We start from the raw sequence: 18288 nt of genomic DNA on the forward strand, positions 1-18288 counted from the left end.
GGCAGCCCCGATTATGCTGCTTACTCCACCAGCGCCAACACGCAGGCAGCGCTACAGACCGCCTACGATCGCGGCGACTGGCAACCCTACACCCCGCCAGAGCCAGAGCCAGCGGCCCCAGAGCCAGACCCCAAGGGCTTCAAAATCGCCTTTATGGCCGATCCTGCCTTCCTTGAGTGGCAGGAAGACATACCCCCAATTCGGCGGGAAGATTTGAAGCTGGCAGCGATCGCCGACAATTGGCCCCTGGTGCAGGCCCTTTACGACCATCTAAAAGCAGTAATCCTCATGCCTGAGGGGGCGGCTGAGCAGTGGCAGGCCCTAGCCGACGCTCATGCTATCCCGTTGGTTTTTTGATGGTTGTTGACCTGGCCTTTCCCCTTTTAGCTTTCGTGCTCACCCTGGTGCTATCTGTCTCGCTGTCTACGTCTGGCGATCGCAACAAAGCCCCCAAGCGGCTTCAGGATGGCGGTAGCCATTCCGCCGCCCCCACCCGCCTAAACGATGACGATCCATAAGCTGACGCTCTATTTTGATGAGAAGTTTAAAGACCCGGTTTGGGCAGACATTACCTATGCCTTAGAGGCCCCCAGCGGCTCACGGCAGGGCGAGTGGGTGTTTGGCCGTAATCCCACATGTGATGTCACCATCAATATTCGAGATGTGAGTCGGCGGCATTGCGTCATTGCCTACAGCTACGCTGCTGATCGCTGGACAGTGCAAGACCTGGGCAGCAGTGAGGGCACGTTTATTGCTGGCAAACGGTTGGCCGTGGGTGAGCTGCACCCGATTGGGATAGGCGATCGCCTTTACCTAGCCTCAAACCTGGTGAGGGTGGTTGAGGATGAGCACGATACGGTGGGCGAGGATTCTGGCCCTGCGACTATTTCTAGCAATGTGCCCATAGATTTTATAGAGCTTCTGCCTAAGCCGGAGCCACCACCACCACCACCACCACCACCACCACCAGAGCCCCAGCGCACTTATGCCGATTCGGCCTATTTGATGGCGCAGTGGGTGATCAGCGGTCAGACGGTGCAGGGCAAAATTTACCGGGTTGTGGTGGCGGCTACTGGGGTGGCTGGCTTCATATTGATGCTGGATTGGTTAGCCAATTAGTTTTGTACGGAATTAGCGGCCCCTGCTGGGAAGACTCTAGTAGGAGTGCAGGTGGGCCATGGATGTATTGTTAGCGCTGGCTGTAATTGGTTTTGTGGCGTGGTGGATTCGCTACAACCAGCTCTATCGCTCTGGGGCGGTGAAGACGCCTTTTTTTAGTTTGGGTGGGCAGAGCCAGAGCCGGGCGCGACGGGTGAAGGTGGCCCATAGGCCTGTGGCTAGAAAGAGGGCAACCCCAGCAGCAGAGAGAGAGATTGGCCAGGCGGTGAGCAAAATCACAACCTACACCCATAATTACGAAGTTTCGGTGCGGCTGCTGCATTCGACCCGCCAGGCCAATATGAGCAAGTCGCTCGATTGGTGTGCAGAAAAGGTGATTGATGATCTTTTGCGAGATAGGCGATAAAAAAGCGCCCCAGGTGTGGCTGGGGCGCGGTGTGGTTTGAGGTCTATGTTATTGCGGGCCGGTGAACATCCAGTAGATTCCCCCGACGATCGCCACACAAGCGGCGGCAACGATGATTGGTTTTGCGGCCAGAGCTAGGAACAGTAGCAGGGTGCCATAGCCGATCGACTCGTAGGGGTAGAGCCTCGACCAGGCCCACAGGCGTTGTGGTGTGGCTAGGAAGGATTTGATATAGGGCTTAAACATTGTCGCCCCCGTCTAACCAGTCAAAGGCCACCGATAGGTTTTGCCCTGCGGCTTCTGCTTGCTCGACCGCCAGCTTTCGGTAGTGGTCGAGCACTTTGTTATGGGCCTCGACCTGAATGGCGCGAATCTTAGCGAGCTGCTGGTTCTTTTGCGCCCCGATGGCGATTCGGTCTCTCAATCTAAAGAGAATCTCATCGCCAAAGGCTAGCAAAACGGCCAGGGTTGCATTCCACAGCAGCAGGCCAATAGTGCCAAGGGGGTCGGCCCAAAGGGCATTAATGGATAGGTATTGAGTGCCCCCAAACCCAGCAAAGTTACTGAAGATATCGAGCACATATAAACCCTTAAGAGTGATACCCCACCAATCATCTGCGCTAGTGCTGCCACCAATGCCCTTAAAGGGGTCTCCTCCTAACGCTTGAATGATGCCAGAGCCAATCTGAGAAACGGCCACAATTGCGGTGAGGATAGCGGCGATCCACCAGTCAATCGGCATGGTAGAAAAGCCTTCCCAACTCATCCAAGAATCTGCACCAATGGCAGCAAAACCGCCGACAGTTAGGAGTAGTAAAGCCAGGTCTACCCGCCAGGGGGAAACCCTTGGCGGAGTGACAGAAATTGCGGTAGATGTGACTGCTGCTGTGGGGGCTGGGGAGTAGTGGCCCGAGTTAACTTTTCTGATTCTACGCTTAGGCATTAGGCTTCCTCAAAACGGTAATAGTCGAGGCGTTTGGCGAAGGCATCGCGTCGGTTGCGTGCGGCTTCATAGGCAGCGCTACGGCCTGGGGTGCAACCCCACAGGCGCTTAATGATGTCGTTGCCTTTGGGGTTGAGGCCATCGGTGTCTACGTACTTTCTGTACAGGTCAAATTCCCCCGCTTGCTCTGGCTGAAGTGGGTCGCAGGGTGCCCCCATGGTTTTTGGGGGCCAGTCTTGCGAATCGGCTGGAAGCCCCGGAATTCCTAGCGAATTCGCATCTTGGCTGTTTTGCGAATTCGCATCGGCCCCATGCGAATTCCCCTCGAATTCGCGCGAATTCCACTCGAATTCGAGGGGCTCAACGCTAGGAATTCCGTGGGTTCGATTCCCCTGCGGCATCAGGTGCTTTGGGTGGTTGTCCCCCTCCTCCTCTGTCACCAGCTCGTAACCCTCGGGCACCTCTTCCCCGTCTTCGATCTCGATGTAGTCGATGGCTACGGGCGAGTAGCGCATGGGGGGCAGAGATAAATCTAAGTCGGCGTGGGGGTGGTAGGTGGGGTCTGTTTTTTTGCCCCGGTTGACCCACCACAGCCCGGCTGCGGCGGCGGTGGCCAACAACACCAGAACACCAAAACCGCCGTCACTCATGCCCCCATGGATGGCATTTGCTTGGGTAGGTGCTGGGGCATTTTCTACTACGGCTAGGGCCTGTCCATTGGGCGAGAAATCACGCATTCTTTCGGGCGGGGTATTTTGCCAGCGGCAGTAGCCGTTGTCTGCCAAAACCCAGCCGGGATCTGTACGTGTCCAACTTTGTTGATTGGGAATTTGATTGGAGAATTTGTAGGTTTGGTCTAACCAAAAGTGCTCCCAGGAACGCCCTTGGTTATCGCCGCTGATTGAGGTTTGAGCCCCTTCGCAAAATTGATTAGTCATAGCAAAGAAAAGACCCGAACGATAAGAATGCTGAAGAAAGCGATAAACAGAATGGCTGACCAGGAAAGGCCAACGGCTAGAGCTAAAACGATCATTCGCCAGGCTGCCCCAGCACAAAGGAGAAGGATGAAGAAGTTGGACATAATTTTTGCTGCTTTAAAACGACAAAAAGCGCCCCCCAGGAGAGTTGGGGGCGCGGGCTCAGCGAACTATTGAGGCAGGCAAGACTGCCGCTTTATAAAGCGGTGGGTTGTTTTGCCTGGGTTCGTAGGAATCTCGCAACTGTAGACATGCTGCACATCAGGGAGGGCCTTAGCGGCTTTTGCGCTGCGCTCCGATGTGGTGCTGTAGTGGCCTTTGGTCTCAATTTGCTTGAGAATCTTTTGCTGGGATGGGGAAGCCATAGAATAGAGGTGCCCTTGTTGGGGTATCCCAGGGGTGTTTGCTTTCGACGGCTGCCCCTGGGGTTTACAAGATTGAAATTTAATTAGTCTTCGATATCGTCGCCGGCGGTTTCTCTCCGCTTCAGCTCTGCGATCAGATCGTCGGCATAGTCGGCGGCTACTGGGGCTAAATCCTTACTCTCCCAGCTAGGGTCGAGGTCGATCAGTGCCGCCATCGCTTCGATCGCCGCCCGATGGTGCAGACGCCGGTAGTAGCTGCGGAATTTAGGTGGAAGTGGTTTCGGCATAATGGAAGTGCCCTCTTTGGGTATCCCAGGGGTCTGCTTTCCACGGCTCTGCCCCTGGGGTTTACAACTTGTGGTTTAACTCTGACCTGCTGGACGACTGAGATCGTCTGGCAGGTCTTTTAGCGTGATGCCGTGCGGTTCAAGGTCTGACAGCAAGATTTTGAACTGGCCAGAGCTAAGCAATGCTTTCCCTTTCCCGTTCTCCCATCGACTTAGCGTGGACATAGCCACGCCTAACCGACCGGCAAACTCTTGCTGCGTCAACCCCAACATTTCTCTGATCTGCTTCATCGGGGGGTCTCCCTCGACACCAATCACTTTTCGGTCTACCATTTGAACTTAACATAGCAGGCTCGGATGTGCAACTCACATCCGAGTCTGCTATGCTCCAAGAAACGACAAGGCGGGCTACCGACTCTCACATCTGAGCCCGCCTTTTATTCTCTCAGTCACTTAGAACCGGAGAAACCGTATGTCTATAGGTAGATTGACAGCGACTTTTTGCCCAGTACTAGGCGCACCTAGCTACGACGGCGGCGGCGGTGAAGTCGTGGGTTGGCAGCAGTGCAGCCCCTGGAGTGCCCTGCTAGGTTGGCTGCCCCTTTTGGTCGATCGCAATATGCGGGGCTGCTTGCCCTACGGCACCAACCCCGAGCCGTGGCCGGGGTTTTGGTGGTCTACCGAAAATGCCGAAATTTCGCACCTCAACAGCCCCTGGTATTGGGGCGAAGCCTTCGAGAATGCCGCCCTAGTTGCGCTGGCCCACACTCTCCGCGACGTTCGGCAGGTCTACCCCATGGCCACCCCAGACCAAATTCACGATGTGCTGATCGAATACGGAGTCATTTAAAGCAAAGGGGCGGCCACCCTCAATAGATGCCGCCCCTTCGTTTTCACTATTAGAGCGGGTCACTACCCCGCCACTGAAACGTAACCCTATTAACCAGAGAGATGCCCGAACATACAAGCATTTTAATGCCAGAACACCGCTCAGAGTGGGAAGCCTCGGCGGTGTTGTCAGACATCATTGACCGCAACGTATGGAGCATAGACGATCCCTCCGACGTAGACAAATTACTCAACCGCAACACAGACAAGCGATGGAAGCACAGCACAGATTTAGCACCAGGGTGGGCAGTCGCTGGGGTTGCCCCCACTACAGGAGAGCGCACCTTTGCCGGGGCTCAATATAAGCCAGACAACCCACCCCTAGACCCAGAGACCAAGAAGCCCCGCAAATATTTCAGCCCTAGCCGCCAGGCCCTAGCTCCACTCTTTCTCGAAATGGAGGATAGAGACTACTGGCCCAAACTCATCACCGACACCAGCCAGGCGATCTGCATCTGTGAAGGGGCCAAGAAAGCGGGGGCACTACTCACCGAGGGCCATCCGGCGATCAGTATCCCTGGGGTGAGCACCGGCGGCAAGCTGGGGAGGCTACGGCCAGAGCTGGAGCTGTTCTGTGCTTATGGCAGAGTCTTCTACCTGTTTTTTGACCGAGACATTATCGAGAAACGCCAGGTGAGACGCGCCCTGCACAACCTGGGGCGAATGCTCGCCGCCAAAGGGGCCATGGTCTACGTGGTGGAGTGGGATAACAAACTGAAGGGCATCGACGACGCGATCGCCGCCGGCGTCGAGGTTACCGAAAGGATCACCGCTGCCCCCACTCTCGAAGAATGGAAGGCCGACACCGACGAAAACGACACCGAAGCCCCCGAGGGTGAACCCTGCGCCTTGGCCCGTAGGTACCAAATGGTTTCGGACCGCCTAAAGAACCGCCTACGGTGGAATGAGCTGAAATCTCAAGTAGAGCTAGATGGTGAACCCTGCGACTTCGACAGCCTTCGCCTACAGCTGGCACTTTTGTACAATATTCAGCTGCCAGACGCCGACTGCACCGCCATCTGTAGCCACATCGCCCGCCAGCAGAACTTTAGCCCCGTGGCCGAATACCTCAACCAGTGCGCCAAGCTCTACCCCGCAGATAGCGAGCTGCTTGATAGCCTGGGGCCAACGTTCTTGGGCACCACCAGCGAACTGCACCAGGTCTATCTGAGAAAAACGCTAATCTCAGCTGTGGCCAGGGCATTCTGGCCAGGTTGCAAAGTAGACACGGTCTGCATTCTCAGTGGTGGCCAGGGCGTCGGTAAATCCAGTTTTTGGAAGATTTTGGCAGGAGAGGAGTGGTTCGACGACACCGTAGGCAGCACCAGCGACAAAGACGAGCGGCTAAAGCTACACCAGAGCTGGTTCATCGAGTGGGCCGAACTTGAAGCGGTCTTTAAACGCAAAGACATTTCAGCGGTCAAGGCCTTTATCACCACCCAAACCGACCAGGTGCGGCCGCCCTATGGCCGCACGGTGCAAGAGTTCAAGCGACCCAGCATCATCGTGGGCAGCACCAACGAAACCGAATTCCTGGCCGACGCCACCGGCAACCGCCGCTATTGGGTCATTCCGGTCGAAATTCCGATGGTGCCCTTTCAGCAGCTGTCGGTCGAGCGCGATCGCATCTGGGGCGCGGTGGTTCACGCCTTCCGTAGCGGCGAACGGTGGGAGCTGCCCCACGAGATGCACCAGGCCGCCCAAGAAGATGCCCTCAACTACGTCACCAGCGACCCATGGGAGAAAAAGATCCTCGACTACTGCGAAGACTTCAGCGAAGTGAATACCGCCGACGTGTTAGCCGTGGGCCTGCAACTGCCCTACGACCGCCAGGGAAAGCGCGAAGAAATGCGAGTGTCCAACCTTCTGCGCATCAACGGGTGGAGGTCGGTCAGGAGGTTGGTCAACGGCAGAAGACCTAGATATTGGATAAATCCAAAGTTTGGAGAAAAGGTTGGATCAGGTTGGTCAGAGGAGGTTCAAACCCATGTAAATGGGGGTGACCAACCTAATGACCAACCTAATGACCAACCCCCTGACCAACCTACCCAAAACGACAATCTAGAAACCGTTGACCACCGGACATCTAGCAAGGTGACCAACCTGACCAACCTGACCAACCAAATCCCTAAGAGGGGAAATATCCAAGATGAATCTCTATGTCCCGATAGAGAGGTGTCTATAGTTCTTCCCCCGGTAGGGGCCAAGGTCGAAATCAAGAAGGGTCGCTATGACGGCGTGGCCGCCTGGGTGGTCGCCCACGTTGACGAAAAGGTAGCCGTCAAGCGCGACGGCTGGATGATCACCCGTGAATATTTACCCGGTGAAGTGGAGGTGCTCAGCGATGCCAATGGATAGAAGCCGATACCCCGAGAACTGGGAAGAAATAGCACTTCAAGTTAAAGTCGCCGCTGGGTGGAGATGCTCTGGTTGTGGCAGGCCCTGCCGCGTCACTGGCCAGGGCTGGGAAGATTTTTCGGACCTGGCCCTAGGTTACTGGGCTGAAGACCTCGACCACCCCCAGCGCTTTACGCTCACGGTCGCCCACCTCGACCAAAACCCCAGCAATAACGACCCCAGCAACCTGCGGGCACTCTGCGCCCCCTGCCACCTGCGCCACGATGCCCCCTACCGCAAAGCCAACAGCATCGCCAAACGCGAGAGAGCTGGGCAATTGCCTCTACTGGGAGGTGCGATCGATGGGTAGCCCCACAAAGCAATCCCTCAAGGCAATCACCCTGCACCGCCCCTGGGCCTACGCGATCGCCCACCTAGGCAAGCGCGTTGAGAATCGCGGCTGGGCTTGCCCCCTAGCCCCAGGCAGCCTAATCGCCATCCACGCGGGCAAAAAATACGACAAACAGGCTGCCGACTGGATACGGCAAACCCTGGGCCAAGACTGCCCGCCCGATGGCGATGAACACCCCACCGGAATCGTTGCGATCGCCCGATTCGTGGGCAACGTGACGGCATCAGATTCCCCCTGGTTTGTTGGCCCCATTGGCTGGCAGCTTACAGAGGTTGTGGCGATCGACCCGGTGCCATGCAGCGGGCAGCAAGGCCTTTGGTTGGTGCCTGATGTCTTGCGTCCATCCGTGCGGAAAACTTATCACCGCGAACTAATGCGCCGGCTAGTGGAGGCTCTATGACTGAGAAAACCAAAGCAGGCCGCCCCGCCAAATGGAGCGGCCCCACCCGAGCGATCCGCGTACCAGAGGCCCTGGCCGATCATTTGCTCGAAATTGCCCGCCAGCTCGACAACCCCCAACCCGATAACGTACAAAACCCCACCGGCTTGCCCATCTGCAAACCCGCCGCCGATGCGGCCACCATCGCCCAGGGCCTAGCCGAAGGGTGGATCGCCCCCAAACCCTTACCCCAAACCCAAATGCTCACCAGCGAAAGTAGCAGTGGCACCTACCGCCTATTCCTCGAACCGCCCCGTGAGCTGCCCCCACAAATGGCCGCCAGCATAGATGAATACTGCGATCGGCTGCTGGCAGGCCTAACCCAATCAGAGCAGGCCGCCCTACTCTGCCGCCTAGTCGATGAAATGGGAGAAAAAATCGATGGCTAAACCCTCCCCCTGGCTCACCACCGCCGCCGCCTGCGAGCGCCTGGGCATTAGCCGGTGGGTGCTGGCCACGGCCCGCAAAAACGGCGAGCTCAAGAAGGGCCAACACTGGAAAGTTAAAAATCCTAGTGCGGCCCGGCTTACCTACCTCTGGCACTGTGAGCGCCTCGAAAAGTGGCAAAGCCAGGTTGAGACTCAGGCCGGGGCATGAGGGCGATCGCCCCGCTCAATGCCCTGGTCATAAATGGCGCGATACACAGACTCATCTATCCATCGCCGATAGACCTTGCAGTGGGTCTCTGGCGAATGCCCCATCAGCTTTGCCCCAAACTCTGGGCTATAGCCAAACTCAAGGCATCGGCGGGCAAAAGAATGCCGCAGATCATACGCCTGGCAAAAGCCCAGCCGGTTAAAGGCCCTCGCGGTTTTTGTACCCAGCTGGGCATTGCTGCACCCTGCGATATTTTCTAGCGGCGGCATCGTCACCGCCGACAGCTCCCAGTCCGTGGCCCATTCTGGGTAGAGCGGCCAAACAAACCTCGACCCGGTTTTGGTAGCCTCATGCACCCTCACCGTAGGAAAGTCGGCCAGGTCGGCGGTGTAGACCTCATGGGGCCGTAGGCCGTAGGTGGCCAGCATCCCAAACAGCCACCGCCACCCAGGATCAGCAATTTTGCCCCGCCAGCTCGCAATCTGCTCATCGCTGGGCAGCGCTCGCGGATCGACCGCCGACGCGCTATAGCTGCCCTTGAGCTTTGCGAACCCCTCCCCCGGCAGGCCCGCAAATTCTGCGAGCTGGCGATAAGCATTGCAGGCCCGCAGGCGCGAGCGAGAATCTTCTTCCGTCCGTTTCTCAGCAGTCTGCTCTAGCAGGGCCAGAGTCAGCGGAGCCTCTGAAGGCAGTTTGTTAAACGGCTGCTGATAGTCGGTTTTCCATGTAATGGCGGCCCCCCGCCACCGGCGCTTAAATCGCTCTACCCAATCCCCCACAGATTCGGCACTATCGCCCCGATACTGCCCCCAATCAAACCGGCCAGCCTCTAAGGCCACGCCGATCGCCTTCGCCTGTTCCTCAGCCAGCGACAACCCCCTAGGGTTAGCAGGCAGCCCCAACGCGATCCGCTGCTGGTAGGGCGCGTCTTTCGTGCTCCCGGGGGCAGGCGGAAACGTGCCCCGAGCATAAATCTTCTGATTGAGCGCTTGCAGCCGCACACGGATTCTGCCCGCCTTAAGTCGCCCGTTGGCCCGGTTCAACCGCTCTGCAAAATCCATGCCTAAATTTTGCCTAAAAACTTAGGCTCAATTAACTACAAATGGCTACAACTAGCAACAATATACAAAAGTAGACAGAGCCGAAAGGCCCTGTCTACAGTCGTTCTGGCTCAAAAATTGCCAGCTAAAAGAAAGGCGACACCCGGATTCGAACCGGGGGTGGAGGTTTTGCAGACCTCTGTAGGTAAACGTAAAAGGCTTGCCATATAAGCATTCTGGGTTGTGGTTGCTAATCCTTGCCTAAGAATAGCCCTATAAATTCCTGTTGGTGGAGCTGAGTTAGGGCAAAATTAGAGCAAATTCGTGGTTCTCTTGTGAGCAAAAAAAACCGCCGAATCCCTCCTCTCTATTTCCCCTTTCAAAGTTGGAAGCAAGCAGCCCTGGCCTATGTGCTTGGCTTTGCGGGGCTGGCGATTTTGTATCTGATTCTCAATAGGTAACCTGATGACTGCTTTCAACCCTGCTACAGACTTACCCGCCAGCGTCAACTCTCTCTCTAAGTTGGTCGGATGGGCCAACGGAGCCTTCTACCAGCTCCACAAAGCCACTGACTACCAAGAATCTGTCGGTGGCATTTTAGTGCCAGTTGTCACGGCTCAAGATGGCCTGGCGGCTAACAAGACAGAGCGGATTATTTTTCGCGTTTCCTTAGAACTAGAAGATACCTGGCGCGCATCACCCCAACCATTCTGGGTGAATGTTCGAAGCATTTCTACCGCAGCAATCCCAACGCAATACCGCCCATGACGACTGTTCCCCTTGGTGAGAATCCCTACCTCTATCAAGGTGGGCCTACAGTTCCTCTGCGCCAGCAGCAAACCGGCACCTATGCCGCCGACAGCTTGGGCAATCGGGTTTTTTATACCCCAGAGGGCCGATTGCCGAATAGTACCCTGGCCCCCGGCTTGGCCCCTACCGCAGGGCAGCTGGCTAGGCAAAGCCTCTCAGGCGCGGGCCTGGCTGGGGCTGCTATTGGCGGCGGCATCGGTGCAGCTCAAGCCTATAACCAAGGGGCCGGGCTGTTTGAGGGATTAGGCGTAGGCCTGGGGGGCGTAGCTGGCTCGGTTGGTGGCCAGGTGGCCGGTTTCGCTGGGGGCAGCGCTGCTGGTGGTGCGATCGGCTCTGCCGTGCCAGGCGTGGGCACTGTAGCGGGCGCGGGTGCTGGTGGCGTCGTTGGTGCAGTCGGCGGCGGCCTGGCGGGCGGTGCGGTCGGCGGTGCGGTCGGCGGTGGTATTGGGAGGGCCGTTGATGGTTTCTTTTGGCCAGATCCGGCAGAGCCGGGTGTAGGCATTCCCCCACAGCCAGGCGCGGCCACCCCTCGCCCCGGTGGGGAGGAATACCCTGGGCAGTTTCCCCCAGCAGCAGCTGGGGCCGGGCCTGTAGTTGTGCCTGGCGATCCTATCTATGGCCCTGCACCCTTCACTGGTGGGCAAATGCCAGGCATACTCTACCGAGCATCGGGCCGACTTGAATTCGATCGGGTTTGGTGCGATGGGTCGCTTACCGTTCCATGGAGTATTGAGTTTTTATCGGAATTCAATATTTTGGGGCCTGTCTCTAATGCTCGCCTGGAGTACAGTAACCCTGGCCTTTGTGGGCCGAGAAACCTGGCCTTGCTAATTACTCAAGGCGATGGCTCTACAAGGGCCATCGCTCAAGACAACGATGTTTCCTTTCGAACGAAAGAAAAGGGCACTTTTACCCTTTCGTTCGAAAGGGCTGGCGGCCTGCCCGATACAGGCGGCAACCCTCCAGCTCCACAAACAGGCAGTACCACCCCAGAGCGATCGCCCAATCCCTACCGCCCTAATGGCACAGATGGCGCAGGCCGCCCGCGCGCGGTTCCAGCGGCACCTAATGCGCGCCCTACGGCCCCCGCGCCTAATTCACCTTGGCCAGAACGATCGCCCGCCCCTGTTCCCGATACAGCTCCCATCGGGGCTGGCTCTCCTTTTGCGGCCCCAGACGCGCCCCCCAATTTCGCGCCTGCACCCGCTAGCCCTCAGCCCGACACCGACCCACTCGCACCAACTCAGCCCCAGCAACCCCTCGACCCGCTGAACCCCACTGGCCCCAGTCGCCCCCTGCAACCCGACCAAGAGGGCAAGCGAACCGCTCAACCCTTCTTTATTCCGGTTCCCATCCCTACCGGGTCGATCAACCCGCCAGGGTTTATTAATCCAGACCCGCCGATCACTGTCCCGGTGGGCTTGAGGCAGCCCGCAACCACCCCAACCGGCACCGCGATCGACCTCACCACCCCTGGAGAGATCACCACCACCAACCCCAACACCAGGCCCCAAATTGAGCCAGTACAGCAGCCCGCCCGCATTGAGGAGGGCAAGTGCTGCATTCCCCCGGCCAACCCAGAGATCATTAAGCGCCTGGAGCAAATCAAATCGGGCATTGGCTTCGACGGTATGCCTGTTAGCGTGCCAGACCAAATTGCCAAGCAAAACCCCTCCCAATTGCAGATCGGCTCACTGGCAGAACTGCATCTATGGCAGGTGCAGCAGCTTGACGGGGTTATGGGCCAATGGCCCCAGCAAATTCCCATCCCCACCCCAGCCGGGACGGTAAATGTGGGGATGCCGAATATGGCCGAGGCCGTGGCAGAGCTGGTGGGAATGATGGTGAGCCAGCAGGTGACGGCCACCCAAATTCTCAATACCACCAGTCGCACGCTAGCCCAGGCGGGCAGCGCCACCCAGCAGGCTCACCTGGCACACCTCACCGCCAAGGCCAACGCCGAATTTCTAGGCTTTGAGAGCCGCCCCAGCGTGGTTGATATGCCCCTGGCCTACACTCCAGGCCAAGACCCCTTCGACGGCCTGCTCAATGAGTCTGTGGCCAAGGTGAGGGGCTTTGAGAATGCAGACGGGCAAGACCTCAAGAGCATTCTGGCCGAACTGTTGCAGGCCGCCGCGATTATTCGCGCCGTTTACTGGAGAAGGCTAGATCCCAAGGGTGACCTTAAAACCCAAATCCGGCAAAACATCCGAGGGCAGGGCGATTTTGTGGATGAGGCCGCCGCCGGTGGGGGCCAGGGCGAAGACTGGGAAGCCTACCTAAGAGATGTGGAGGCCGGGTTTAGATCGGCCACTGGTGACGATAACCCCTACGGCAGACCCCCAGGGGAAGGCCCGCAAATCAGAGATCGCAGCCCAAAAAAGGATAGGTAACTATGGGTTTTACGCTCACTTCTGCCCAGCTATTCAGCAGGGGAGTACGGCTTCAGGTAGGCAACCGTGGGGGCGGTGGTGGCTTCTTTCAGAAGATTGTTCAGGCCGGTAAGCAACTGGCTCAGATATTCACCTGGGGCAATTTGAGAGGCTTTCTAATCGGGGCAGCTCTGGCCCAGATCCCCAGCCTGGTTTTTAGCCTGACTAACCTCTGGTCGATGTTCACGAGCGCGGCGATCGAGTTGTATTACTTTGACTGGAACATCCCAGACGATCGCATAGACCAGATGGCTAAGGCCCGATGGAGCGCCTACGGCAGCATCCTGGGGGGCACTGCTGGCAATGCCCTGGGGTTTTTCGCCTGCGGCATTGTGCCCGCCACATCGCTGTTTGCCTTTGACGAGCGTCTGGCTAGCTATGTGCTGCGCGAAGTGTCAGAGGAGGCCTTTGAGGAGCTGACCTTTGAGATCGCCTATGTGCTGCGCCAATCATTCCGCAACCTGGCCCGGCAGACCGCTGGATGGCTCTACAAAGGGGCGCGGCGGTGGCTAAAAGACCCTAGCAACCCCATCGGCGGGCTAATTTTTGGCAGCAATGCGGATAACGTACGAAATACCTGGGGAGAGGCCAACGCCCCTAGCTGGAGCTTTGCCCAGGCCGTAGAGGAGCGGGTCGAGAAAATCCCTAACCAGTTCTGGCAAAATTTTACTGAAGAGCTGATCGAGGAGGCGATCGACGCCTGCATAGAGGCCGGGTATGTGGTCTCTAACTCGATCGAAGGCTACTACGCCCAGCAGCGCCTGGCCGCCACCATCAACCAAGGCCCCCAGCGAGTGGTAGAGGTGCAACCCAACCGGGCCAATGATGCTGAAAAGTTTGTGGTAGCAGGCCCAGAGAGCGAAGTCAGGGGCCAGCTCACCACAATTCTCACCACCCACCAGATGGTAGAGGATCGTGATTTAGGTCAAATCGTGGGCCAATCCCTCGACGACTACATTCGAGCCCGCCCCCTCGACGGCTTGAGATTGCAATTCAACCTCTACAGCCTGAAAACTCCGCCCTATGCCCGTCGAGGAGAACAACGCCTAACAAGGGTAACCGTTACCATTCCCGAGGTTTCGCGTGCTCTGCTGGACTGGGAACGCCTGCGCCAGGTATGTGGAGGCCCTAATGGTTACCTGTGGGGGCGCTGGCTGGCCAAGGCCAGGCTAAACAATGGCGGCACACTGAAGGTCTATGGAGGCACCGAGGCGGAGGCCGAGGACAGGCTGAGGGCATTCCTTACCCTGAGTACAGCAGAAATCAAGGGCCTGACCGTTACCGAGGAAAAACGCACGGGTGAACGCCAGCGCAACCCCAAAATGTGGAAAGAGATCACCCGCGTTTATCCAGGCCACTTGACGATCATCAACCGCCAGAGAACGCTTTATTTAGACCGTGGCAGCCCCAGTACAGATGGAAATTTCATCGACAAGCGCGCCCGGTTTGATCTGTGGCGATCGACTAAACCTCCAGACTTTGACCAAAACGTCATAGAGCTGCTGCGGCGTCTAGACGCAGCAGATACTGCCGTTCCTTAGCGAGTTGATCTAAAACCCATTCTCGATCTCTCCCTGTCTCCTGAGATAACCGTCTGACCAAGTTGCCATAGGGTCTATATTCGTATGGTCTACCATAGCGGCCTTTCCTCCTTCTAATTGCGCGTCTAGATCGAGTGCTTAGCTTTGGATAAAGTAAAAGTTCCATAAATTTATAAGTCTGTTTTTTCCTTCTGTGCAATGACCGACAATCATGGATGTTGTACTGTCGTATTGATAGTTATAACCTAAGTAGATTCACCTGTTGACAGGTTCAAGGAATAGGCTAGGATGCTGGACAGATGGACGTTCTAGGGCTTGCATGGCAACAGTTACACCGGGCACAGGTGGCACTATCAAAAGCACAACTGCTGAAGGGCAGGCTCACGAAATACTGAGCTTTATTTCCCTAAAACAGTTGAGTACGGTGGTAAACCCTGGTCAGGTGGAGAATGTTCTTGGCAGTCATGACCAACAGGCTCAAACCTTTAGTGGTACTTATCAGTTTTCGGTTTCTCAAGCCATCGACGGCAACGGAAATCTAACTTTAAGTGCGAATTCTTATCTAGTGGGGGCTGGGTTTCAGGAAGGAACCGGGGGCACATTCAAAGGCAATACGCCAGAGAAGTATGCCCTTGAGGTGCTTATGTACCTCCAAAATCTAGAACGAACCCCCGCGCTAAACCCCAGCTCTAGAAACTTTGTGACTGGAACCTATAACAGCGACACCGGAGTGTATCAGGGCTCTTTTAATATCCCTGTGATTATGGGCATTGATGCAACCTCCGGCGTGGTCTCTTATGGGGCCGATCCTTACCTACTCTAATCAGGAGACCTAACCCATGCCCGAATATACAAGGGGCGAACTTCGAGATGTGCTGACCTTTGTCGCCATCAACCCGATCCTTCACTACGGCTTTAAAACCGTTGATTTGGCCGCTCGTACCGGCATCTCTGGGGCAGACATTAAGACCCAGCTGGGGCACATGACTGCTGTAGAGGCCGCTGCGGTCGCTAATCGGATCATGGTGACCGGAGCCAACAGCCCCAAGCCCGCCCGAGTGGTCAAGCGAGACCCGACCGCCCCTATCTCTCAGCCTGCGTCCACTAGCACTTTTATGGCCTATAACAAGCTGGCAGCAGCTGCTGCTGGTGGCTGGTCTCTGAGCAAGCCGGGGCGTGGTGTACGCCTAACGGCCAACGTAGACGGCAAACGCTCTGTTACCGCCATTGCAGAGCTAAGCAACGGGGCTCTCTATGCCTTCCCTCTGAACCGGGTAGACTTCGACCGGGTCTCCACCGTGCTAGGCCTGCAAGCGGCTAACCAGATCAACACCACCATCGAGCGCCAAAGCCTGGTAACTGGCTCTAGAACCAAGCCTGGCCGGGCCTCGATTGAAGATAACGGCGGTGTGTTTGCCACCTACTACAGCACCGACGCAGAGGCGGCGGCGATCGCAGCGGGCTACAACATCGAGCGGCCTGAGGTGATTGAGTATCCCGCCGCTGGTGGTGGTGGCTAATGGCTAACCTGATCCTCCCCGGTACGCTCGAATTTAACCTTGCCCTGGCCGACATCCCACCGGTGCCGACCTGGCGAGAGAGCTTTGATCGTGCCAATGGGGAGGGCTATCTAATTTGTAGGGCGGGCTCTCTGGGCCTGATGGAATCTGTAACCCGGCAGGAGTGGGAAGATTATGTCTACGGTGGAGAACTCGACGCCAGACAAGCCGAAATCGACGAACATGACGAGGCGCTCGAAGGCGTTATCTACTGAGCAAGAGGCAGCACCGGAGGCCCCAGCAACGCCCCCGGCGCAACCGGAGCCAGAGCCCCCAGCAGAGGCCACCGATGCCCCGCCAGACTTAACCGGCGTAGTGTCGGGCAGAATAGCCAAGTTAGGCGGCTTCATGGCCACTGTGGCGGCGATCGATGCCGAACGGAAGGCGCGCAAATTGCCCAGCCTGACGAGCAAAGATTACCGCTGGGTGCTGGGCCGCCCTGGGGGCATTCCGTTTTCGTTCCCTGTGACGGTGATCTATAAGCCAGAGAGCCCTGATGAACAGGCCTTGGGCACCTATAGGATCGGGCGCTAATGCCATGGCAGGGCCTGGGGGTGGTGGCCCCAAAGCTAAAGGTATGGCGGGCTTATAGTGGCGCGGCTCCTTTGGCAGCAGGTAACGCGGTATTTCGCGTTACCTGCAAAAACCTGGGGGTGGGGGTGATTTTCAAAACCTATGCCCTGGTGCGGTTTCGTACAAATCAAGACGGCGAGACGTTTTACACCACCGCGAAGCGCATTTACCCTAGGGCTGAGTCGCTAGTCATTCAGGCCGATATCCCCCGAGAGGTGAGGGGCACAGGGATACTGTGGCGGCCAGAGGTGCAAAAGGTTGTCTATCGAAACTTTCGAGGTCGCAGCCCAGAGCCCGCCTTTTTGGTGCAAATAGAACACCTGGCCAGGGAAGCAGGCCCCCCACCCCTCGCCGCCGACAACGACACTCACCCTTACGCTGATCGTGAAGATACGACGGTGGATATAACTGATGTCTTTAACTTCGATTAACGTTGGCACCGAGCCGAATGATGGCACAGGCGATCCGCCTCGGGTGGCCTTCCAAAAGATAAACGCTAATTCTCGGGTCATCGACCAGGCTTTAGCGGCCACCGAAACCACGCCCCAACTCAATGCCCGCGACACGGCCAACCGCAACAGAGCCAACCACACCGGCACCCAAACCGCCGATACTATCGCCGATTTTGCCGAAGCCGCCGCCGAAGCTGCCCCCGTGCAATCTGTAGCGGGCAAAGCTGGGGCCGTGGTGCTCACCAGGGCAGATGTCGGTTTAGGCAGTGCGGATAACACCGCAGACCTAGATAAGCCCGTCTCGACTGCCACCGGGGCGGCTCTGGCTAGTTTAGAGACTGCGACCCAGGCCGCCCTAAGCCTAAAACTGGAAGCCGGAGCCCTAACAGCCTTTGAGAGCACGGCCCAGCTCAATGCCCGCGATACGGCTAACCGGGCAAGGGGCAACCACACAGGCTCTCAACCGGCAAACACGATCACCGGGCTGGCGGCGGTGGCTACATCTGGGGCCTGGGCTGATGTGTCGGGCAAGCCACCCCAGGCGCTTCATTACGAACAAACCGCAGAACCTATCGCCCCTAGCGTCGGGCAGGTGTGGCGAGAAAGGAACAGCGGCGGGCAGATCGTTGGCGAGTGGGAGTGGTCTGGAAGTTTATGGTTAAGCGTCCTTCATTACGAGCAAGGAGCGGTAAACGTAGGGGCAAATATCACGGCCAGCCTGGCATTCCTCAGCCTAAAAACTGCCCCCAAGACTTTTGTTTCGAGTATTCGAATTACTATTGGTCGGCCCGATACCTACGATGCATCTAATTACAATCAATTTAGGCTTAGATCGCTTACTCCCAGCACCCTTGGGATTCTCGGGGATTTTGTTTTAGGCAATCAATCTGAGTTTCTGACAGCCCCAGCAAACTCAATTATCAATTTTAGTTTGCCGTTATTTTCGCCGATACTGCCCTTGGACTTGATAGGAATTAGTGTGGAATCGACTGTAGCGGCGGGTGCCCCCTCCGGCCTAAAGAGAGCGGCTGCATTGTGTTCTTATAGGGTAATACGATGAAAGTCTCTATTGATGTTGATTCTGTTGCCCACATTGTAGAGACCGTAGAAG

General features: G+C 57.1%; 25 protein-coding genes and 1 pseudogene. 19 read left to right on the forward strand and 7 right to left on the reverse strand.

The window, feature by feature from the left end:
• From RRF56_RS02535 to RRF56_RS02550, 4 genes and pseudogenes are all read left to right on the forward strand, one after another.
• Window positions 1-357: pseudogene (locus RRF56_RS02535) on the forward strand (hypothetical protein); the annotation flags it as partial.
• Window positions 357-518, forward strand: coding sequence for a hypothetical protein (locus RRF56_RS02540; protein ID WP_317033840.1), 162 nt, complete (start codon window positions 357-359; stop codon window positions 516-518). The pseudogene RRF56_RS02535 and the gene RRF56_RS02540, both read left to right, overlap by 1 nt.
• A complete protein-coding gene (locus RRF56_RS02545) occupies window positions 505-1119 on the forward strand; it encodes an FHA domain-containing protein (protein WP_317033841.1) in 615 nt (204 codons plus the stop codon). Before RRF56_RS02540 ends, RRF56_RS02545 begins: the two co-directional genes overlap by 14 nt.
• 58 nt (window positions 1120-1177) lie before the next feature.
• Window positions 1178-1525, forward strand: coding sequence for a hypothetical protein (locus RRF56_RS02550; protein WP_317033842.1), 348 nt, complete (start codon window positions 1178-1180; stop codon window positions 1523-1525).
• A gap of 48 nt (window positions 1526-1573) precedes the next feature.
• Here the strand turns inward: RRF56_RS02550 and RRF56_RS02555 are convergent, their stop codons facing one another.
• The 6 genes from RRF56_RS02555 to RRF56_RS26290 all read right to left on the reverse strand — a co-directional run bounded on the left by RRF56_RS02555 (window position 1574) and on the right by RRF56_RS26290 (window position 4430).
• A complete protein-coding gene (locus RRF56_RS02555) occupies window positions 1574-1771 on the reverse strand; it encodes a hypothetical protein (protein WP_317033843.1) in 198 nt (65 codons plus the stop codon).
• Window positions 1764-2468, reverse strand: a complete 705-nt coding sequence (locus RRF56_RS02560; protein WP_317033844.1) for a hypothetical protein — start codon at window positions 2466-2468, stop codon at window positions 1764-1766. The genes RRF56_RS02555 and RRF56_RS02560 overlap by 8 nt, the downstream gene beginning before the upstream one ends.
• The gene (locus RRF56_RS02565; RefSeq protein ID WP_317033845.1) at window positions 2468-3406 is read right to left on the reverse strand and encodes a hypothetical protein; all 939 of its coding nucleotides are present in this window, start codon (window positions 3404-3406) and stop codon (window positions 2468-2470) included. Before RRF56_RS02565 ends, RRF56_RS02560 begins: the two co-directional genes overlap by 1 nt.
• Window positions 3407-3615: 209 nt before the next feature.
• Window positions 3616-3810, reverse strand: coding sequence for a hypothetical protein (locus RRF56_RS02570; RefSeq protein ID WP_317033846.1), 195 nt, complete (start codon window positions 3808-3810; stop codon window positions 3616-3618).
• A gap of 83 nt (window positions 3811-3893) precedes the next feature.
• Window positions 3894-4097, reverse strand: a complete 204-nt coding sequence (locus RRF56_RS02575; protein WP_317033847.1) for a hypothetical protein — start codon at window positions 4095-4097, stop codon at window positions 3894-3896.
• A gap of 75 nt (window positions 4098-4172) precedes the next feature.
• Window positions 4173-4430, reverse strand: coding sequence for a helix-turn-helix domain-containing protein (locus RRF56_RS26290; RefSeq protein ID WP_410510487.1), 258 nt, complete (start codon window positions 4428-4430; stop codon window positions 4173-4175).
• 139 nt (window positions 4431-4569) lie between these two features.
• Here RRF56_RS26290 and RRF56_RS02580 point away from each other — a divergent pair, with 139 nt between their 5' ends.
• From RRF56_RS02580 to RRF56_RS02605, 6 genes are all read left to right on the forward strand, one after another.
• A complete protein-coding gene (locus tag RRF56_RS02580; RefSeq protein WP_317033848.1) occupies window positions 4570-4947 on the forward strand; it encodes a hypothetical protein in 378 nt (125 codons plus the stop codon).
• Between the two features lie 101 nt (window positions 4948-5048).
• Window positions 5049-7343, forward strand: coding sequence for a VapE domain-containing protein (locus RRF56_RS02585; RefSeq protein WP_317033849.1), 2295 nt, complete (start codon window positions 5049-5051; stop codon window positions 7341-7343).
• The gene (locus RRF56_RS02590; protein ID WP_317033850.1) at window positions 7330-7692 is read left to right on the forward strand and encodes an HNH endonuclease signature motif containing protein; all 363 of its coding nucleotides are present in this window, start codon (window positions 7330-7332) and stop codon (window positions 7690-7692) included. Before RRF56_RS02585 ends, RRF56_RS02590 begins: the two co-directional genes overlap by 14 nt.
• Complete coding sequence (locus RRF56_RS02595) at window positions 7685-8134, forward strand: hypothetical protein (RefSeq protein WP_317033851.1); 450 nt, start codon at window positions 7685-7687, stop codon at window positions 8132-8134. The genes RRF56_RS02590 and RRF56_RS02595 overlap by 8 nt, the downstream gene beginning before the upstream one ends.
• On the forward strand, window positions 8131-8562 hold the full coding sequence (locus RRF56_RS02600) for a hypothetical protein (protein WP_317033852.1): 432 nt from the start codon (window positions 8131-8133) through the stop codon (window positions 8560-8562). The genes RRF56_RS02595 and RRF56_RS02600 overlap by 4 nt, the downstream gene beginning before the upstream one ends.
• The gene (locus tag RRF56_RS02605) at window positions 8555-8770 is read left to right on the forward strand and encodes a hypothetical protein (protein ID WP_317033853.1); all 216 of its coding nucleotides are present in this window, start codon (window positions 8555-8557) and stop codon (window positions 8768-8770) included. Before RRF56_RS02600 ends, RRF56_RS02605 begins: the two co-directional genes overlap by 8 nt.
• On the opposite strand, the gene RRF56_RS02610 is transcribed toward RRF56_RS02605, so the two are convergent.
• Complete coding sequence (locus RRF56_RS02610) at window positions 8755-9831, reverse strand: hypothetical protein (protein ID WP_317033854.1); 1077 nt, start codon at window positions 9829-9831, stop codon at window positions 8755-8757. The two genes, RRF56_RS02605 and RRF56_RS02610, sit on opposite strands and share 16 nt — an antisense overlap.
• A 444-nt stretch (window positions 9832-10275) precedes the next feature.
• Here RRF56_RS02610 and RRF56_RS02615 point away from each other — a divergent pair, with 444 nt between their 5' ends.
• The 9 genes from RRF56_RS02615 to RRF56_RS02655 all read left to right on the forward strand — a co-directional run bounded on the left by RRF56_RS02615 (window position 10276) and on the right by RRF56_RS02655 (window position 18237).
• The gene (locus RRF56_RS02615; RefSeq protein WP_317033830.1) at window positions 10276-10578 is read left to right on the forward strand and encodes a hypothetical protein; all 303 of its coding nucleotides are present in this window, start codon (window positions 10276-10278) and stop codon (window positions 10576-10578) included.
• Window positions 10575-13013 (forward strand): hypothetical protein, encoded by a 2439-nt coding sequence (locus RRF56_RS02620; protein ID WP_317033831.1) that lies wholly within the window; start codon window positions 10575-10577, stop codon window positions 13011-13013. The genes RRF56_RS02615 and RRF56_RS02620 overlap by 4 nt, the downstream gene beginning before the upstream one ends.
• Before the next feature lie 2 nt (window positions 13014-13015).
• The gene (locus RRF56_RS02625) at window positions 13016-14593 is read left to right on the forward strand and encodes a hypothetical protein (RefSeq protein ID WP_317033832.1); all 1578 of its coding nucleotides are present in this window, start codon (window positions 13016-13018) and stop codon (window positions 14591-14593) included.
• Window positions 14594-14912: 319 nt separating this feature from the next.
• Complete coding sequence (locus RRF56_RS02630) at window positions 14913-15416, forward strand: hypothetical protein (RefSeq protein WP_317033833.1); 504 nt, start codon at window positions 14913-14915, stop codon at window positions 15414-15416.
• 16 nt (window positions 15417-15432) lie between these two features.
• Window positions 15433-16113 carry a hypothetical protein gene (locus tag RRF56_RS02635; RefSeq protein ID WP_317033834.1) on the forward strand — a complete coding sequence of 227 codons (681 nt, stop codon included), beginning with the start codon at window positions 15433-15435 and terminating at the stop codon, window positions 16111-16113.
• A complete protein-coding gene (locus RRF56_RS02640) occupies window positions 16113-16367 on the forward strand; it encodes a hypothetical protein (RefSeq protein WP_317033835.1) in 255 nt (84 codons plus the stop codon). Before RRF56_RS02635 ends, RRF56_RS02640 begins: the two co-directional genes overlap by 1 nt.
• Window positions 16336-16686: a hypothetical protein gene (locus RRF56_RS02645; RefSeq protein ID WP_317033836.1), complete on the forward strand. Its 351-nt coding sequence runs from the start codon at window positions 16336-16338 to the stop codon at window positions 16684-16686. The genes RRF56_RS02640 and RRF56_RS02645 overlap by 32 nt, the downstream gene beginning before the upstream one ends.
• On the forward strand, window positions 16686-17156 hold the full coding sequence (locus RRF56_RS02650; protein WP_317033837.1) for a hypothetical protein: 471 nt from the start codon (window positions 16686-16688) through the stop codon (window positions 17154-17156). The genes RRF56_RS02645 and RRF56_RS02650 overlap by 1 nt, the downstream gene beginning before the upstream one ends.
• The gene (locus RRF56_RS02655) at window positions 17137-18237 is read left to right on the forward strand and encodes a hypothetical protein (RefSeq protein WP_317033838.1); all 1101 of its coding nucleotides are present in this window, start codon (window positions 17137-17139) and stop codon (window positions 18235-18237) included. The genes RRF56_RS02650 and RRF56_RS02655 overlap by 20 nt, the downstream gene beginning before the upstream one ends.
• The last annotated feature ends 51 nt before the right edge of the window (window positions 18238-18288 follow it).

Origin of the sequence: Nodosilinea sp. E11 (genome assembly GCF_032813545.1) — a bacterium.
GTDB lineage: Bacteria > Cyanobacteriota > Cyanobacteriia > Phormidesmidales > Phormidesmidaceae > Nodosilinea.

What these genes read in the sequence shown, in the direction of transcription:
- RRF56_RS02595 (WP_317033851.1), top strand. Translation starts at nt 7,685, where the DNA reads ATGGGTAGCCCCACAAAGCAATCCCTCAAGGCAATCACCCTGCACCGC.
- RRF56_RS02620 (WP_317033831.1), top strand. Translation starts at nt 10,575, where the DNA reads ATGACGACTGTTCCCCTTGGTGAGAATCCCTACCTCTATCAAGGTGGG.
- RRF56_RS02580 (WP_317033848.1), top strand. Translation starts at nt 4,570, where the DNA reads ATGTCTATAGGTAGATTGACAGCGACTTTTTGCCCAGTACTAGGCGCA.
- RRF56_RS02625 (WP_317033832.1), top strand. Translation starts at nt 13,016, where the DNA reads ATGGGTTTTACGCTCACTTCTGCCCAGCTATTCAGCAGGGGAGTACGG.
- RRF56_RS02635 (WP_317033834.1), top strand. Translation starts at nt 15,433, where the DNA reads ATGCCCGAATATACAAGGGGCGAACTTCGAGATGTGCTGACCTTTGTC.
- RRF56_RS02650 (WP_317033837.1), top strand. Translation starts at nt 16,686, where the DNA reads ATGCCATGGCAGGGCCTGGGGGTGGTGGCCCCAAAGCTAAAGGTATGG.
- RRF56_RS26290 (WP_410510487.1), bottom strand. Translation starts at nt 4,430, where the DNA reads ATGGTAGACCGAAAAGTGATTGGTGTCGAGGGAGACCCCCCGATGAAG.
- RRF56_RS02570 (WP_317033846.1), bottom strand. Translation starts at nt 3,810, where the DNA reads ATGGCTTCCCCATCCCAGCAAAAGATTCTCAAGCAAATTGAGACCAAA.
- RRF56_RS02575 (WP_317033847.1), bottom strand. Translation starts at nt 4,097, where the DNA reads ATGCCGAAACCACTTCCACCTAAATTCCGCAGCTACTACCGGCGTCTG.
- RRF56_RS02550 (WP_317033842.1), top strand. Translation starts at nt 1,178, where the DNA reads ATGGATGTATTGTTAGCGCTGGCTGTAATTGGTTTTGTGGCGTGGTGG.
- RRF56_RS02585 (WP_317033849.1), top strand. Translation starts at nt 5,049, where the DNA reads ATGCCCGAACATACAAGCATTTTAATGCCAGAACACCGCTCAGAGTGG.
- RRF56_RS02600 (WP_317033852.1), top strand. Translation starts at nt 8,131, where the DNA reads ATGACTGAGAAAACCAAAGCAGGCCGCCCCGCCAAATGGAGCGGCCCC.
- RRF56_RS02545 (WP_317033841.1), top strand. Translation starts at nt 505, where the DNA reads ATGACGATCCATAAGCTGACGCTCTATTTTGATGAGAAGTTTAAAGAC.
- RRF56_RS02655 (WP_317033838.1), top strand. Translation starts at nt 17,137, where the DNA reads ATGTCTTTAACTTCGATTAACGTTGGCACCGAGCCGAATGATGGCACA.
- RRF56_RS02590 (WP_317033850.1), top strand. Translation starts at nt 7,330, where the DNA reads ATGCCAATGGATAGAAGCCGATACCCCGAGAACTGGGAAGAAATAGCA.
- RRF56_RS02560 (WP_317033844.1), bottom strand. Translation starts at nt 2,468, where the DNA reads ATGCCTAAGCGTAGAATCAGAAAAGTTAACTCGGGCCACTACTCCCCA.
- RRF56_RS02615 (WP_317033830.1), top strand. Translation starts at nt 10,276, where the DNA reads ATGACTGCTTTCAACCCTGCTACAGACTTACCCGCCAGCGTCAACTCT.
- RRF56_RS02565 (WP_317033845.1), bottom strand. Translation starts at nt 3,406, where the DNA reads ATGACTAATCAATTTTGCGAAGGGGCTCAAACCTCAATCAGCGGCGAT.
- RRF56_RS02610 (WP_317033854.1), bottom strand. Translation starts at nt 9,831, where the DNA reads ATGGATTTTGCAGAGCGGTTGAACCGGGCCAACGGGCGACTTAAGGCG.
- RRF56_RS02605 (WP_317033853.1), top strand. Translation starts at nt 8,555, where the DNA reads ATGGCTAAACCCTCCCCCTGGCTCACCACCGCCGCCGCCTGCGAGCGC.
- RRF56_RS02645 (WP_317033836.1), top strand. Translation starts at nt 16,336, where the DNA reads ATGACGAGGCGCTCGAAGGCGTTATCTACTGAGCAAGAGGCAGCACCG.
- RRF56_RS02540 (WP_317033840.1), top strand. Translation starts at nt 357, where the DNA reads ATGGTTGTTGACCTGGCCTTTCCCCTTTTAGCTTTCGTGCTCACCCTG.
- RRF56_RS02555 (WP_317033843.1), bottom strand. Translation starts at nt 1,771, where the DNA reads ATGTTTAAGCCCTATATCAAATCCTTCCTAGCCACACCACAACGCCTG.
- RRF56_RS02640 (WP_317033835.1), top strand. Translation starts at nt 16,113, where the DNA reads ATGGCTAACCTGATCCTCCCCGGTACGCTCGAATTTAACCTTGCCCTG.
- RRF56_RS02630 (WP_317033833.1), top strand. Translation starts at nt 14,913, where the DNA reads ATGGCAACAGTTACACCGGGCACAGGTGGCACTATCAAAAGCACAACT.